The organism is Kitasatospora sp. NPDC034533 (genome assembly GCF_055575155.1).
The window spans coordinates 285,832-301,005 of record NZ_JBVITE010000002.1; the positions used below are offsets into that span (position 1 = coordinate 285,832).

Genomic DNA, 15,174 nt, shown 5'->3' on the forward strand with positions numbered 1-15,174 from the left:
CCCTTTCCCGTGTCCGCTCCGCTTCCCGTGCCCGGCCCGCGTGGCGGCTCAGCCCGCGGCGGCGACGCCCGCCTCGCCCATCGCGCCGATCCGCCCGAGCAGGTCGACGATCCGGGACTGGACGTCCTCGCTGGTCGAGCGCTCGGCGAGGAACAGCACCGTCTCGCCGGTGCGCAGCCGCGGCAGCTCGCGCGGGTCGAGGTCCACCGAGGTGTAGACCACCAGCGGGGTGCGGTGCAGCCGGTCGTTGGCGCGCAGCCAGTCCAGCAGGCCGACCCGGCGACGGCGGATCTGCAACAGGTCCATGACCACCAGGTTGGGCTGCACGCTGCTCGCCCGGGCCACCGCGTCGTTCTCGTCCACCGCGTGTTCGACGTGCATGCCGCGCCGCTCCAGGCTGCTGATCATGGCGGCGGCGATGTCCGGGTCGCCCTCGACCAGCAGCACCCGCGGGGCGTGGTGCTCGCCGTCGCGCGGCGCGAGGGCGCGCAGCAGCACGGCCGGATCGGCCCCGTACGCGGCGTCCCGGGTGGCCTGGCCGAGGCCGGCGGTGACCAGCACCGGGACCCGCCGGTTGAGCGCGGCGGTGCGCAGCGACTGGAGCGCGGTGCGGGTGATCGGGCCGGTCAGCGGGTCGACGAAGAGGGCGGCGGGGAAGCCGGGGGCCTGGGCGTCCACCTCCTCGCGGGAGCGGACGATCACCGGGAGGTAGCCGCGCGCCTGGAGGGCCTGCTTGGTGGCCGGGTCGGGCTCGGGCCAGACCAGCAGCCGGCGGGTGTTGACCAGTTCGCCGGTCGGGGCGGGCGGCTGATCGGCGGCGGGGAGCTCGGCCATCGGGCGCGGCGCCGTCCGTCCGGCGTCGCCCGGCGCGGGCGGCTGCGGCACGGCGGTGGGCAGCCCGGGGGCGGGCACCGGTGCGGGGCCGAGCGGGCGCGCCGGGGCGAGTTCGCCCAGCCCGGTGCCGACCGGGCGCGGGGCGGACGGCTGCTCGGCGGCGGGCAGCACGGCCCGGGCGGGCGCCAGCGCGGCGCCGGGGGAGGGCTCCTGCCCGGCGGCTCCGCCGACGGCACCGCCCATGGCCCCACCGGCGGCATCACCCATGGCGCCACCGGCCGGGCCGGAGGCGTTCACCAGTGCGTCCGGGCCGGGCCCCGGCGGGACGGCCAGCCGGCGGCGGCGCCCGGTCGGTGCGGCGGCCGGTTCGGGCGGCGTGGGCGCGGGGCCGGTCGGCAGGGCGTGCTCCAGGCCGGGGTAGACCGGGGTGTCGGCCGTTCCGGGCAGCGCGAAGCCGCCGGAGGGGTCCTCGGTCGAGGGCAGCGCGCGGCGGCGCCGGGGCTTGGCCTCGCCCGGGGCCTGCTCGTGGACGGCCTCGGCGGTCGGGGTGCCGCCCGCCGGGGTGCCGTCCGCGGCGGGCGCGGGCGCGGGCGCGGGGGCCGGGCCGAGGGCGAGCGGCTCGCGGCCGGCGGGTCGCTGCGCCCGGTCGCCCTCGACGGGCACGGCGTAGGCGGGGCCGGAGCGGCCGTCGTCCTTGCCCCACGGGTCGCTCTGGGCGCCGTCCGGCCCGGCCAGGCCCTGGCGGCCGTACGCGGGGTCGTTGCCGGTGCCGTTCCACTGCTCGGGGACGGGCCGCTCGACCCGGGCGGGGGCGTTCGGCCACTGGTCGGCGGGAACGTCGGCGGCAACGGGAGCGCCGGAGGCGGCCGGCCGGCCACGGCGGCCGCGCCGCTCGGCGGCAGGCTCCTCGGCGGGCGCCCGCTCCGCCTCGGCGGCCTCGGCGGCGGGCTGCTCGGCGCCGGTCACGGGCTCGGCGGCCTCGCCGCCGCTGGGCAGCTGCGGGATGCCCGGCAGCTCGGGCAGGACGGCGCTGTCGCTCTCCTTGGGCCGGTCGGAGCGCCCCTCGGCGGCGGCGCGCTCGGCGGCGGCCTTCGCGGCGGCCGGGTCCAGCGGCAGCTCGACGACGTACGTGGTGCCGGCCTTGCCGGGCAGCTCGTGCGGCTGGAGCACCCCGCCGTGGCGCTCGACCACCGCGCGGGCTATCGGCAGGTGGACGGGGCTGCCGCCGACGCCGGGGCCGCGGATCTCGACCCGGGCGACCTCGCCGCGCTGGGCGGCGGCCAGGACGACGGTCGGCGGTTCGGGGGCGGGCGGCAGCGCGGGCTCGGCGGCAGCGTTCAGCCCGGGCACGGCCAGGCCGGGGGAGGGCGCGGCGGGGGCGTCCAGCGCCAGGCCGATCCCGCTGACGTCGGCGACCAGGTGGGCCAGCGCCTGGGCCAGCCGCCGCTCGTCGGCGATCACCTCGACCGCGGCGGCGTGCACCGAGAACCGCACCCGGCCGGGGCCGACCAGCTCACCGGCCTCCTGCACGGCCCGGCGGACCACCTTGTCCAGGCCGACCGGCACCCGCGACGCGGCCTTCCGCCCGCCCTTGCCGTCCTGGCCCTCCTTGCCGGCCTTGGGCTCCTTGCCGTCCCTGGCCTCGGCCGCGCCGCTCTCGCCGGCCTCGCTGCGCTGGTGGTCGAGGACCCCGTCGATCAGCTTCCCGAACCGGCGGCACTCGGCGGCCAGCCGGCGCAGCGTCCAGTTGGCCTCCGGCCACAGCTGGCCGGCCGGGTCGGCGGCGAGCGCGTCGAGCCGCTGGTTCAGCGCGTTCAGCGCGCCGCCCAGCTCGCTCTCCAGGACGGCGGTGAGGTGCTCGTTGCGGGCGATCAGGGCGAGTTCGCGGCTGCGGTCGGTGAAGGTCATCACCGCGCCGACCAGCTGGTCGCCGTCCCGGACGGGGGCGGTGGTGAGGTCGACGGTGACGGGGCGGCCGTCCTTGCGCCACAGCACGGTGCCGCGCACCCGGTGCTTGCGTCCGGAGGTCAGGGTGTCCAGCAGCGCCGACTCCTCCAGCGCCAGCGGGGTGCCGTCGGCCCGGGAGTGCTGGATCAGCGGGTGCAGCTCGCGCCCGCCCAGCTCGCTCGCCCGGTACTCCAGGATGTGCGCGGCGGCCGGGTTGACCAGCACGCAGCGGCCTTCGAGGTCCACGCCGAGCACGCCCTCGGCGGCGGCCCGCAGGATCATCTCGGTCTGCTTGTGCTGGCGGCGCAGCTCGGCCTCGACGCCGAGCCGGCCGGAGAGGTCGCGGACCAGCAGCAGGAGCAGGTCGGAGGAGGACGGCGAGTTCTCCCGGTACGAGTCGTACGGGGAGCGGGCGTAGCCGCGGCCGTCGTCGTCGGCGAAGTCGTTGCCGGAGACCTCGACGGGGAAGGTGGTGCCGTCGGTGCGGTGGGCGGTCATCCGGACCGGGCGGTCGAGGGCGTCGCCGTCGCGGGTGGCCGGACGCATCGAGCCGGGGATGCGGCTGGGGTCGAACTCGGGCAGCAGGCCCAGCACGCCCATGCCGACCAGTGAGGTGCCCGGTGCCTGCAGCGCCTGGACCGCCGCGCTGTTGGCGTCCACGACGGTGCCGTTGCTGTTGACCAGCAACAACGCGTCGGGCAGGGCGTCGAGTATGGCGGCGAGGCGAGCAGCGCCTCGGATCGGCCTGCTGCTCACGTCGACAGGTCTCCTCGGCTCGGGGCAGCTCCTCCGGAGACGGCAGTATCTCATTCTTCTTTGCGGCGGGGACGACCCGCCTAGTAACGTTGGCGGTGGTTGGTGCCGAGCCCCACGGTTGTGGCATCATCACTGACACACGGAACGGGTCCGCTCACGCGGGCGTGATCCATGTGGGGAGGCTTCGCCTAGTCCGGTCTATGGCGCCGCACTGCTAATGCGGTTTCGGGGTTATTCCTGATCGAGGGTTCAAATCCCTCAGCCTCCGCCAGCCGGGAGCCCCCGTCGACGATCTTGTCGGCGGGGGCTCTTCGCGTTCCCGGGGCCGGCGGAGGGCGAGGGCCCCGCCGAGGTCCCGGAACGGGGGCGGGGAGCGGGCCGGAGCGGGGGCGGGGCGGGCCGGAACGGGGCCGGAGGGGCCCGGATCAACCGATTTCGCCCCACGCCGCAGGTCATGTAATGTTGTCCCCGCAACGCCCCGGCGGCAACGTTCACCAGGGCGAGCGCTCATAGCTCAACGGATAGAGCACTTGACTACGGATCAAGAGGTTGCAGGTTCGAATCCTGCTGAGCGCACCAACCACCGCAAGATCGGGTCCGCCCGTTCCTTGCGCTCATAGCTCAACGGATAGAGCACTTGACTACGGATCAAGAGGTTGCAGGTTCGAATCCTGCTGAGCGCACCATCGGGAAGCCCCCGGCCACCGGCCGGGGGCTTCCCGCGTTCCCGGCCCGGCCCCGCCGGCTCACTCCAACACGAATCGAACGGTTCACCCGGTGATCGGTCGCGTCCCGGAGGCGGGTCCCCTCCGGATGGGGCGGAAGGTGCCGTTCCCGCGTCCGTTCGGGTGGTGCCGAGTGCCGCCCAGTGGATGAAACGAGGCTGATTCGGGTACATCCCGTCCTGCCACCCGGACGACCGCCGAACGGGTGAGCCCGGCCAAAAGCGCAGGTGTCGCAGTACGACCGGCTCGGGATCGTGATTCCTTCCGTCCGGTCCCGTGCCGACTGCCCACCACCCCGGCAGCCGATCGCGAAGGAGGGCCGGATGAGCCGACTGTTCCCCCGTGCGGCTGCCGCTCCGGCCCGGCCGGCGGCCCTCGTGATCACCGCGCCGGGTGCGTCCGCGCGGTCCGGGCAGGAGGGCCGGCGCGTCCGACTCGCCGAAGCCCTGCTGGTGCTCACCGGCCCGGGGCCGATCACCCGTCGGGTGCTCGCCCCCGGGGCCGGTGCTCCTCGGCGCTGACCGGCGCCGAACCGTCCCGACCATCCGTTCATGTGCCTGCGCGTCAGGTCGGCTTTGAACGATTCGTCAGCAAATGTCGACACACCTCGGTCAAATGTCGCATTTGATGACGTATGAACTTAGCCTGACCCTGGCACTGCCCGTCAGATCCGGGCCGCCCGTTGCGCGACACACCGACCCCAGAGGACCCGTGCATGGACGTCACCCGCGATTCTTCGCAGCGACCCGACAACCTCCCCAAGACGCTCCCCCCGGCATTGCCGGAACGTTCCGCCTCGGGTTCCAGCCCGCTGGCCAAGGCCTCGATGGTCAAGACCCTCAAGCCGGGCGGTCCGGCCGACACCGGTCCGGCGACCACGCCGATGGCCGTCGTCCCGAGCCCGTCGCCGGGCGACCGGGTGGATCCGCGCGACCCCCTGGAGACGGCCGTCCCGGAGACCGTCGACCTGCTGGAGACCACGGTGGCCGGGGCGCCGACCGCCACCACCTCCCGGCGCCCGCCGCGCGCCGACCAGGCGCTGCGCGAGCAGCCCGCCGCCGCCCTGCCGGGCTGGATCGCCCTGCTGATGGTGCTGATCGGCGTGGCCGGCGTGCTGCTGGTCCTGCTGCGCACCGGTGTCGTCCCGCACTGGGACGTGCTGCCCGACCTGCGCGGCAGCGCTGCCAAGGAGAGCGGCGGGGTGGAGACGGACGCGAAGTCGATCGCCGCGGCGGGCGCGGCCGGACTGCTGGTCGTGCTGGCGCTCGCCGGGCTGCTGGCCAACGCGGGCGGCGAGACCCGGGTGCTGACCCGCTGGGGCCGCTACCGGGGCACCGTCCGGCGCACCGGCCTGGTCTGGGTCAACCCGCTGCTGCGCCGCCGCCGGGTGGACGTCCGGCTGCGGCACTGGCGCAGCGAGCCGGTCAAGGTGGTGGACCGCACCGGTACGCCGATCGTGGTCCGGCTGCTGATCGTCTGGCGGGTCAAGGACACCGCGCGGGCACTGCTGGCGATCGAGGACCACGAGGGCTACCTGCGCGAGCAGGTCCAGGCGGTGCTCACCCGCACCGCGTCCACCCTGCCCTGCGACAGCAACGCCGCGCCCGGCCCCGCGCTGCGCGACGGGCAGTGGTTCGCCGACGAGATGACCAGGGCGCTGGCCGCCGAGGCGGCCCCGGCCGGCCTGGAGGTCTACTCGGTGCAGCCGCTGGCCCTGGACTACGCGCCCGAGGTGGCCGAGTCGATGCGCCGGCGCCGGCTGGCCGACCTGGACGCGGGCCTGCGGACGGTGCTGGTGGACGACGCCGTCGAGGCGGCGGCGCTCGCCGTCCGCCGGCTGGAGCGGGCGACCGCGCACGAAATGGACGAGGCCGCCCGCAGCGCCCTGATGGAACAGCTGCTGGTCGCCTTCGTCGCCCCGGCCGGAGTGGCCGCCTCGGTACCGCCCCCGGCCGCCCGTGCCGGGCGGAAGGAAGGACGACCCGCATGAGGATAGCCACCGGCACGTACACCGGGCCCGGCACCGGTACCGGCTCCGACGGTGACCGCGGTCTGATGGGCTTCGAGGAGAGCCTCGGCAGCGTCCCCGCGATCGCGGGCTGCGGCTGCCCGAACTGCGCGGCCCGGCCGCGCACCGCCCGCTCGGCGGAGGGCGGCGGCAGCCGAATACACCGTGCGGTGCGAAGTACCTGTCTGGCCACCACCGTGCTGGCGGGCGCGGGCGTCGTCGGCCTGACCGCCGGGGTCGGCACCGCGCACGCCGAGGCCGGGAAGCAGGGCTGGGACGGCTCCAAGTACTGGTTCAAGAACGGCTCCGGCGAGTGGCGCTGGACCAGCCACTACGACGTGTACGCCGGCCGCACCGGGTCCGGCGGCTCGGCCGGCTCCGCCCAGGCCGTCTCCAACGGCTCGGCCTCCTCCGCCGGGATCCGCCAGGGCTGGGACGGCTCCAAGTACTGGTTCAAGAACGGCAGCGGCGAGTGGCGCTGGACCAGCCACTACGACGTGTACGCCAGCCGCACCGGGCAGTCCGGCGGCGGTTCGGCCCAGGCCCCCGCGCAGTCCGCGAACCGTCCGTCGGCGGACTCCGGGCAGGCCTCCGGGAGTGTGGAGTCGGCCATCGACTACGCGCTCGCCCAGCTCGGCAAGCCGTACGTCTGGGGCGGCAACGGCCCGTCCGGCTACGACTGCTCGGGGCTCGTCCAGCAGGCCTACCGGCGCGCGGGGATCAGCCTGCCGCGGGTGGCCGACGACCAGTACGCGGCGACCACGCCGATCAGCTCCGGGCAGCTGCGCCGCGGTGACCTGGTCTTCTGGTCCGACAGCGGCCGGGCCTCGGGGATCCACCACGTGGGGATCTACCTGGGCGGCGGCAAGTTCGTGGAGGCGCCCCGGCCGGGCACGACCGTCCGGATCTCGACCCTCAGCCCGGGCTACTACCCGACCCACTTCGGCCGCCCGTAACCGCCGACGACGCACCGGGCCCCCGGCAGCACCTCGCTGCCGGGGGCCCGTTCGCGTGCCGGGGCGTCTCAGGAGGAGGCGGTGTCCAGCAGGGCGGTCTGCTCCGGGGTGAGCTCCAGGGTGGCGCCGGCCAGCAGCGGCGGGAGCTGCTCGACGGTGCGGGCGCTGGCGATCGGGGCGGCGACCGTCGGGCGGGCGGCGAGCCAGGCCAGGGCGACGGAGGCGGGCTCCACGCCGTGCTCGGCGGCGACGGCGTCCAGGGCCTCCAGCACCTTGGGGCCGCGCGGATCGTCCAGGTAGCGGGCGGCGCCCTCGGCGCGGGCGCTGGCCACGCCCGGGGCGCCCGGGCGGTACTTGCCGGTCAGGAAGCCGGAGGCCAGCGCGTAGTACGGGACGGTGGCCAGGCCGTGCTCGGCGACCACGTCGGCCAGCGGGCCCTCGAAGGTGCCGCGCGAGACCAGGTTGTAGTGCGGCTGGACGGCCACGTACTTCGCCAGGCCCTCGCGCTCGGCGAAGGCCAGCGCCTCGGCGAGCCGCTCGGCGGAGATGTTGGAGGCGGCGACCGCCCGGACCTTGCCCTCGCGGACCAGCTCGTCCAGCGCGGTGACGAACTCCTCGACCGGGGTGTCGTCGTCCCGGTGGGTGTAGTAGAGGTCGATCCGCTCGACGCCGAGGCGGCGCAGCGAGTCCTCGGCCGCGGCCTTGATGTTGGCGGCGCCCAGGCCCTCGCGCCCGGCGAGCATGCCGACCTTGGTGGCGATCACGATGTCCTCGCGGTTGCCCCGGCTGCGCAGCCAGTTGCCGAGGACGGTCTCGGACTCGCCGCCGGTGTTGCCCGGGGCCCAGGAGGAGTAGACGTCGGCGGTGTCGACGAAGTTGCCGCCGGCCGCCGCGTAGCCGTCCAGGACGGCGAAGGACTGCTGTTCGTCGGCCGTCCAGCCGAAGACGTTGCCGCCGAGGGAGAGCGGGAAGACGGACAGGTCGGAGGTGCCGAGGCTCACCCGGCTGTGGTTTCCGGTCATGAGGGGAGTCAACCGGATTGCGCGGTGCGGCATTCCGGGAACCGGACGGTTTTCACGGGGCCGTCGCACCGGTGTCGCACGTGCGGGTGGTGTGGCATGTACGACGGGGGTCCGGGGTGTGCCCGAGGTGGGCGGATTCGTTAGAGTCCGTGCCATGGCTGACAACGACTACGACCCCGCCGGCAGCACCCAGATGTTCCGGGCGTTCGTCGAGGAGAGCCCGGCACCGCAGGCACCGGGCAACGTTTCCACCTACGGCAGTGCCAAGAGCGGCAGCCGCACGGGCGTGATCGCGCTGATCGCCGTCGTCGCGCTGGCCGTGCTGGGCGGCGTCATCTGGCTGGCGGTCAAGTGATCCTGGCGCGGGTGGCGCTCGCCCGGGTGGACCCTCGCGCGGGTGGCCCGGCCGAGGGCCACCCGCGCGGCGGGAGCTGAACGCCTCAGCAGGGCTTGCGCCAGGCCTTCAGGTCGAGTTTCTTCTGCATCGAACTGAAGCCCAGCGACTTGGTCTTGGCGCAGAACTGGCTCGTGTCCAGCTTGTACTCGACGTGGAAGACCGCCTTGCCCGCCTTGACGAAGGGCGCGACCCGGTCGCACTCGTCGAACTGCGCGCACTCCTCGTTGACCGCGAAGTCGAAGTCGGCGAGAAGCGCGGGGATCTGGTCCAGGTCGTTCTTCAGGCCGATGGCCAGGCCGCGTTCGTGGGCGAGCTGCGCCAGCATCCGGTTGTACCTGAGCTGGTCGTCCGGGGTCAGCGGGAAGCCGCTGTTCTGGTTGTAGGCCTCGATGGTGTCCGGCTCGACGGCGTCGAAGCCCTTGTTCCGGCACATGTCGAAGCGGGCGGCCATCAGCGGCCTCAGCTGGTCGAGCTTGCGGATGTCGAACCACTTCTCGCCCTTCCAGCCGGTGTCCGAGCCCTGGAGGGACTTGGCGAAGGCGGCGGAGTCGGGGCGGAAGTCCTCCCAGGAGCCGGCGTTGATGTAGCAGATCACCTTGCGGCCCTTGGCGTGCAGCGCGGCCACCACCGAGGCGTCGTTCTCGAAGCCGTCGATGTCGTAGACCGGGACGTCCACCGACTGGTCCACGCCGCCGCCGAGTTGCCACTGCCAGGTCAGACCGGGGGTGGGCTGCCAGCGGGCGCCGGTCGGTGGCGGGGCGGGGGTGCCGGGTGCGGTGCCGGTCCCCGGTCGGGGGGCGGGCGCCGTGCCGCCGCCGGGTGTGCCCGGTGCCGGGCCGGTGGTGCCGGGGGCGGTGGTCGCGGGTGCCGGGGTGTCCGGCGCGGTGGTGCTCGCGTCGGGGGTGCCGGTGGCGCCGGGGGTGCTCGGCGCGGTGGCCGCGGGGGAGTTGCTCGGGGTGCCGTCGGCCGAGTCCTGGTCGTCCTCCGATCCCGAGCTGCTGCACGAGCTGACCAGCAGGGCGGTGGCGGTGGCGAGGGCCAGGGCGGCCGGTAGTAGCCGGTTGCGGCGGTTCACGGTAGTCGAACTCCGAGTCGGGTCAGGTCAGTTCAGCGGCGTTCAGGCCGTACGGCAGGGTGCGCCAGGGGTTCTCCCCGGCTCCCGGTACGGCGCATCCGACGCCGGCTCGCCGGGCGGCGATCAGGGCGGCGGCGTCCTGGGCGTGCTCGGCCGGGACGTCGTAGACCAGGTGGCAGAAGCGGGAGGCCGAGTGCCGCCCGGTCCACAGCGGCTGCGTCATGGTGCGGTAGGTGTCCCAGTCGCCCTCGAAGGTGACCAGCAGGTCGGCCAGGCCGACCTCGGCGTAGGCCGGGTCCGGATGCTCGCCGTGGCCGAACACCACGGTGCCGCAGCCGGCCGCGCGGGCGGCCGTGGCCAGCCGGCGGTAGTGCGCCAACGCGCCCGGGTGGGTGGCCACTTGGTCGAGGTAGACACCGGTGATGCCATGGCGCTGACGATACGTCAGGATGTCGCCCACCACGGCGGCGTGCGGCCGGCGGCCGTATTCGGTGTCGGCGTAGCCGACCAACGGCAGCCCCGCGGCGCGCAGTTCGTCGGCCGCCTCGGTGAAGACGTGGTCCGGGGTCGCGCCCGGGCCGTCGGCGAGGTTGAGCACGACGGCGGCGATCCGGGCCGGGTCGGCGGCGGCGACCGCCCGCCAGGCCGCCGGGTCCACCGCGGGATGGACGTACAGCGGTACCAGCAGGCGGCCGTCGGGGGCGGTCCCGGCGGTCATGCGACCACCGGGTCGGCCGTGGGCTCGGCGGTGTCGAGCCACAAGTCCCGCAGGGTGTCGGCGAGTTCGGTCTCCGGGTGCCAGCCGAGCTCCCGGGCGGCGGCCGACACGTCGGCCTGCTGCCAGGAGACGGCGGCCGAGCGCTCGGAGCCCGCCCCGCTCTCGTCGATCCGGCCGGTGAAGCCGGCCGCGGCGGCCAGCCCGTCGGCGATCGCCCTGACCTGCCGGGCCCGCCCGGAGGCCAGGTTGAGCACCCGGGGGAGCGGACGCCCGGCGGTGACGGCCAGGCCGACGGCCTCGGCCACGTCCCGGGCGTCGACGAAGTCGCGGTAGGCGGAGAGGTCGCCGACGGTGACCACGCCGTCGGCGCCCTCGGGCGCCACCCGGCGCAGCTCGGCGGCCAGCCGGCCGGGCAGCGAGCCCGCCGGGGCGCCGGGGCCGACCGGGTTGAACACCCGGAGCACCACGGCGTCCAGCGGCGAGCCGGCCACCGCGAGGGAGCCGGCCAGCTTGGTCGCGCCGTAGACGCCGACCGGACGGGCGTCGGCGTCCTCGGAGAGCGAGTCTCCCTCCGCGCAGACGCCGTACTCGCCGGCCGAACCGATGTGCACCAGACGGGACTTGGGAGCGCCCAGGGCGAGCGCCTCACAGAGCACCGCCGGGCCGCGGGCGTTCACCTCGGCGAGCTTGACCGCGCTGCCGGCCACCGCGCCGGCGAAGTTGACCACCACGTCGGGGGCCAGCGCGGACAGTTCCTCGCCGAGCGGGCCGGCCTGGGCGGTGGCCAGGTCCAGCCGGAGGTCGTGGGCGGGCCGCCGCCCCGCGGTCAGCACGGTGGCACCGGGCAGTGACCGCAGGACGGCGGTGGCGTGACGGCCGAGGAAGCCGTCGCCGCCGAGGAGCAGGATTCTCACGCGGCCCGTCCGTCGGTCTCGGCGCCCGCCGTGGCGGGCTCGGCGACGGCGTCGTCCGGGGCGGTGCGGGCGGCCGGGATCGACAGGTCCGCGACGCTCGGCGCGGCGCCGGTCGACTCGAAGGGCATCAGGACGGGGCGGATGGTCGAGAACTCGGCGTTGGCCCGGTCGTAGTCGTCGGGCCGGCCTATGTCCAGCCAGTAGCCGCCGAACTCGTAGGCGGCGGGCGGGGTCCCGGCGGCCAGGAGGTCCAGTACCAGCTCGTCGAAGCCCAGTGGCAGGCCCGGGGTGTACTTGGCGAGCGCCGAGCGGGAGACGCCGTACACGCCCATCGAGACGCGGTAGTCGATGCTGGGCTTCTCCTGGAACCCGGTGATGCTGCCCTCCGCGGAGGTCAGCACGCCGAAGTCGATCTTGACCTGGCGGGCGTAGGTGGCGATGGTCAGCGGGGCCCCGGACGCCTCGTGGTGCTTGAGCACCCCGGCGAAGTCCAGGTCGGTCAGGATGTCGCCGTTCATCACCAGGAAGTGCTCCGGCAGGCGGTCCTGCATGGTGAGCAACGGGCCCATGGTGCCGAGCGGGCTGTCCTCGACGGCGTAGCCGACCCGCAGGCCCCACTGCGAGCCGTTGCCGACGTAGGCGCGGATGATGTGGCCGAGATGGCCGATGGCCAGGGTGACGCTCTGGAAGCCCGCGGCGGCGAGCTGGCGCATCACGATCTCCAGGATCGCGTGCTGGTCGCCGATCGGGACGAGCGGCTTGGGAAGCGCGGTGGTGTACGGGCGGAGACGGACGCCCTTACCGCCGGCCAGGATCACTGCATGCATGGTGTTTCCCCCACGGAAAGGATGTGCAGGACACGAACCTCGACTACCAGGACGAGCATGATCGTTTCAGGCGGTCAGACGTTGTAGATGTCGGTCTTGTAGCGGGCCAGGTTGGCCGGATCGCGGAAGAACTCGATCGTCTGCTCCAGGCCCTGCTCCAGGCTGAAGGCCGGGGCCCAGCCGGTGGCCTCGCGCAGTCGGGTGGCGTCCGCGACCAGGCGCATCACCTCGGAGTTGGTCGGACGGATGCGCTGCTCGTCCTCCTTCACCACCAGGTCCACGCCCATCAGCTTGCCGACCAGGGTGACCAGGTCGCCGACCGAGATCTCGCCGCCGGTACCGGCGTTGAAGGTCCGGCCGACCACCGCCCCGGCGGGTGCGGTGCCCACCGTGCGGAAGGCGTTGGCCGTGTCCTTGACGAACATGAAGTCGCGGGTCGGGCGCAGGTCGCCGAGGGTGATCTCGGTCTGGCCGGCCGCGACCTGGGCGATCACGGTCGGGATGACGGCGCGCATGGACTGGCGCGGGCCAAAGGTGTTGAACGGGCGCAGGGTGACGACCGGGGTCTCGAAGCTGGCGTGGTAGCTGTCGGCCAACCGGTCCCCGCCGGCCTTGGAGGCGGCGTACGGGGACTGGGTGTTGATCGGGTGGTCCTCGGTGATCGGCACGGTCTGCGCGGTGCCGTAGGTCTCGCTGGTGGAGGTGTGCACCAGACGCGGGATCTCCAGGTGGCGCACCGCCTCCAGCACGTTCAGGGTGCCGGTGACGTTGGTGTCCACGTACGAGTGGGGGGCGCGGTAGGAGTACGGGATCGCGATCAGGGCGGCCAGGTGGTAGACCGCCTCGGTGCCCTTGACCAGGCCGTTGACCGAGCCCGGGTCCCGGACGTCGCCGAGGACGATCTCGACGGAGTCCAGCACCTCCTCGGACAGGGTCTCCATCCAGCCGAAGGACGAGAACGAGTTGTACTGGACCATCGCGCGGACGTGGTGCCCGTCGGCGACCAGGGCCTCGACCAGGTGGGAGCCGATGAAGCCCTCGGCTCCGGTAACCGCGACGCTGCTCATGCGGGGTTCGCTTTCTCGATCTGCCGGGGCGGCCGGGCGCTCTGTGGTGACCGGCCGCCGTGGCCAGGTGTGGGTTCTCAGGTGGAACGGGTACGGCGGTGCACGCGGATCGGACGTGCGGGATATTCGATGTGTTCAGCGGTGCTCGACGTTCGACAGCGCCGACCGGCAGCGCTGCTCAGCGGTGCTGTGCGGTGGTGCTCAGCGGTGCTGCGCGGGTGGTGCCGTTCGGTGGTGCCGTTCAGCGGTGCTGGGTGGTGCGGCCGAGCGCGGGCCCGGCGATTGCGGTGAGGACGGCGGCGGCCGCCCCGCAGCCGATCAGCTGCAAGGCGATCGGGTCCGCACCTGCCAGCAGCCCGGCGCTCTCGGCGACCGCGGCGGCCAGGCAGATCAGGGCGGTGCTCCAGCTGAACCCGAAGGCGTTCAGCAGCAGCGCCAGCCAGAGCGAGCCGCCGAGGAGCAGCATCGCGCCGAGCTGCGGGACGCCGAGCGAGGGGGCGCCGGGCCACAGCACGGTCGCGGCGGCGTCCAGCGCGGCCACGGTGGTGAGGTAGATGAACAGGCAGCCGAGCAGGATGCCGCCGGTGCGGCGGGAGAACTGGCCGCTGGTGTGGCTGCTGCGCAGCGCGGCCACGGCCATCGCCCGGTAGCGGAAGAGCAGCCACTCGGCGAGGCCCAGGCTCAGCGTCAGCGCGATCATGGCGGGGCCGGTCAGCGCGGTCGACGTCTCCTGGGTGGCGTGGCCGCCGGTCCGCACCGCCTGGTGGATGGTCCCCCCGAGACCGGCGATCAGCGTGAGCGCCCCGCAGGCCAGGCCGAACAGCAGGTGCGGGACCTCCTGGCGGACCGGCAGTCTCAGCTCGACGGACTCGCGTTCGCCGCGGCGGATGCAGACCAGCAGCTCCCGGACGGCCAGGCCGACCGCCAGCAGCACCGAGGCGAGCAGCACCACCGTGCGGACCACCTGGGGGACGTCCACCGCCAGCACCACGCCCGCGCCGACCGAGGCCGGGGCCAGCGCCAGCAGCAGGAACTTCTCCCGCCCGAGCACCAGCAGCACGGTGGCCGCGGCGAGGTAGCAGGACTGCCCGGCGGCGAAGCACAGCGCGCCGAGCGGCCCGCCGACCACGTACGCGGCGCTCGCCGCGACCAGGGCGCCGACCGGGGCGCCGACGGCCAGGCAGACCGCGGCCTCGCGGCGGCGCAGCCGGCCCAGCCAGCGGTAGGAGCGGTGCGCCAGGGCCTGGTTGAAGCCCCAGCTGACCAGGGTGGCGACGGACAGCGCGAGCATGCCCGAGGGCAGGCCGAAGCGCATCCGGGTGGTCGCGAACAGGTTGGCGCCGAGCAGGTAGCCGAGTCCGGGCAGGGCGAACACCAGGCCGCGCACCACGCAGCGCCAGGGGTCGGCCCGCCAGGGGTTGGCGAACTCGGAGCTGGGGCCGGGGTAGCGGCGCTCGACCTTCTCGAACAGCTCCTCGGCGACGGTGAACGCGTCGGGGCGGCCGTACAGCAGGGCGGCCTGCTCGTCGGAGAGGCCGTCGGACTCCAGGAAGGCCGCGATCTCGTACGGGTGGACGGCGTCGGCGCAGACGTCGCGCAGGCGCTCGGCGAGTTCGTCCAGCGGGTCCGCGGAGAGGTAGAGCGACTGCTCGTGCTCCGGCTCCGGCGGCGCGGGACGGCGGCGCTTGAGCGGCAGCGCGCGCAGCTGCACGGTGTGCTCGGGACCGGCTTCGTCGGGGACGAGCCTCAATGGACCACTCACGCGCCCACCTCGCAGGGCTCGGCGGCCGCGGAGTGGAACACGCGCTTGTCAACGGTTCGCTCGCGGTGCTCGCTCATTAGAGGACCATCCCTTCTGCAGCCCTCTTCGGTAGGGTTGTGACCTCTCGGTCCCGGTGGGTGCATGGCCAGTGTCGCGAGCCGTTCGA

The 15,174-nt window shown here is 74.4% G+C and carries 11 protein-coding genes, 3 tRNA genes and 1 pseudogene; 7 read left to right on the forward strand and 8 right to left on the reverse strand.

Annotated elements, in window-relative coordinates; all coding sequences use genetic code 11:
- Positions 1–48 precede the first annotated feature (48 nt).
- Positions 49–3,537, reverse strand: a complete 3,489-nt coding sequence (locus ACZ55U_RS02965; protein WP_465521726.1) for a hybrid sensor histidine kinase/response regulator — start codon at positions 3,535–3,537, stop codon at positions 49–51.
- 177 nt (positions 3,538–3,714) lie between these two features.
- On the opposite strand from ACZ55U_RS02965, the gene ACZ55U_RS02970 reads away from it, so the two are divergent.
- The 6 genes from ACZ55U_RS02970 to ACZ55U_RS02995 all read left to right on the forward strand — a co-directional run bounded on the left by ACZ55U_RS02970 (position 3,715) and on the right by ACZ55U_RS02995 (position 7,226).
- Positions 3,715–3,808 (forward strand) — tRNA-Ser (locus ACZ55U_RS02970).
- Between the two features lie 232 nt (positions 3,809–4,040).
- A tRNA-Arg gene (locus ACZ55U_RS02975) sits at positions 4,041–4,116 on the forward strand.
- Between the two features lie 31 nt (positions 4,117–4,147).
- Positions 4,148–4,223 (forward strand) — tRNA-Arg (locus ACZ55U_RS02980).
- A gap of 362 nt (positions 4,224–4,585) precedes the next feature.
- The gene (locus tag ACZ55U_RS02985; protein ID WP_465521728.1) at positions 4,586–4,783 is read left to right on the forward strand and encodes a hypothetical protein; all 198 of its coding nucleotides are present in this window, start codon (positions 4,586–4,588) and stop codon (positions 4,781–4,783) included.
- Between the two features lie 257 nt (positions 4,784–5,040).
- Complete coding sequence (locus ACZ55U_RS02990) at positions 5,041–6,252, forward strand: SPFH domain-containing protein (RefSeq protein WP_465521730.1); 1,212 nt, start codon at positions 5,041–5,043, stop codon at positions 6,250–6,252.
- A complete protein-coding gene (locus tag ACZ55U_RS02995; protein WP_465521732.1) occupies positions 6,249–7,226 on the forward strand; it encodes a C40 family peptidase in 978 nt (325 codons plus the stop codon). Before ACZ55U_RS02990 ends, ACZ55U_RS02995 begins: the two co-directional genes overlap by 4 nt.
- A gap of 68 nt (positions 7,227–7,294) precedes the next feature.
- On the opposite strand, the gene ACZ55U_RS03000 is transcribed toward ACZ55U_RS02995, so the two are convergent.
- On the reverse strand, positions 7,295–8,248 hold the full coding sequence (locus tag ACZ55U_RS03000; RefSeq protein WP_465521734.1) for an aldo/keto reductase: 954 nt from the start codon (positions 8,246–8,248) through the stop codon (positions 7,295–7,297).
- A gap of 154 nt (positions 8,249–8,402) precedes the next feature.
- On the opposite strand from ACZ55U_RS03000, the gene ACZ55U_RS03005 reads away from it, so the two are divergent.
- Complete coding sequence (locus ACZ55U_RS03005) at positions 8,403–8,603, forward strand: hypothetical protein (RefSeq protein WP_465521736.1); 201 nt, start codon at positions 8,403–8,405, stop codon at positions 8,601–8,603.
- 85 nt (positions 8,604–8,688) lie between these two features.
- Here the strand turns inward: ACZ55U_RS03005 and ACZ55U_RS03010 are convergent, their stop codons facing one another.
- From ACZ55U_RS03010 to ACZ55U_RS03035, 6 genes and pseudogenes are all read right to left on the reverse strand, one after another.
- Complete coding sequence (locus tag ACZ55U_RS03010; RefSeq protein ID WP_465521738.1) at positions 8,689–9,720, reverse strand: endo alpha-1,4 polygalactosaminidase; 1,032 nt, start codon at positions 9,718–9,720, stop codon at positions 8,689–8,691.
- Positions 9,721–9,742: 22 nt separating this feature from the next.
- Positions 9,743–10,438, reverse strand: coding sequence for a spherulation-specific family 4 protein (locus ACZ55U_RS03015; protein WP_465521740.1), 696 nt, complete (start codon positions 10,436–10,438; stop codon positions 9,743–9,745).
- Complete coding sequence (locus ACZ55U_RS03020; RefSeq protein ID WP_465521742.1) at positions 10,435–11,352, reverse strand: NAD-dependent epimerase/dehydratase family protein; 918 nt, start codon at positions 11,350–11,352, stop codon at positions 10,435–10,437. Before ACZ55U_RS03020 ends, ACZ55U_RS03015 begins: the two co-directional genes overlap by 4 nt.
- A gap of 125 nt (positions 11,353–11,477) precedes the next feature.
- Positions 11,478–12,179, reverse strand: a pseudogene (locus ACZ55U_RS03025) (nucleotidyltransferase family protein); the annotation flags it as partial.
- A 74-nt stretch (positions 12,180–12,253) separates the two neighbouring features.
- Positions 12,254–13,246 carry an SDR family NAD(P)-dependent oxidoreductase gene (locus ACZ55U_RS03030; RefSeq protein WP_465521744.1) on the reverse strand — a complete coding sequence of 331 codons (993 nt, stop codon included), beginning with the start codon at positions 13,244–13,246 and terminating at the stop codon, positions 12,254–12,256.
- A 241-nt stretch (positions 13,247–13,487) separates the two neighbouring features.
- Positions 13,488–15,008 carry a hypothetical protein gene (locus tag ACZ55U_RS03035; protein WP_465521746.1) on the reverse strand — a complete coding sequence of 507 codons (1,521 nt, stop codon included), beginning with the start codon at positions 15,006–15,008 and terminating at the stop codon, positions 13,488–13,490.
- Between the last annotated feature and the right edge of the window lie 166 nt (positions 15,009–15,174).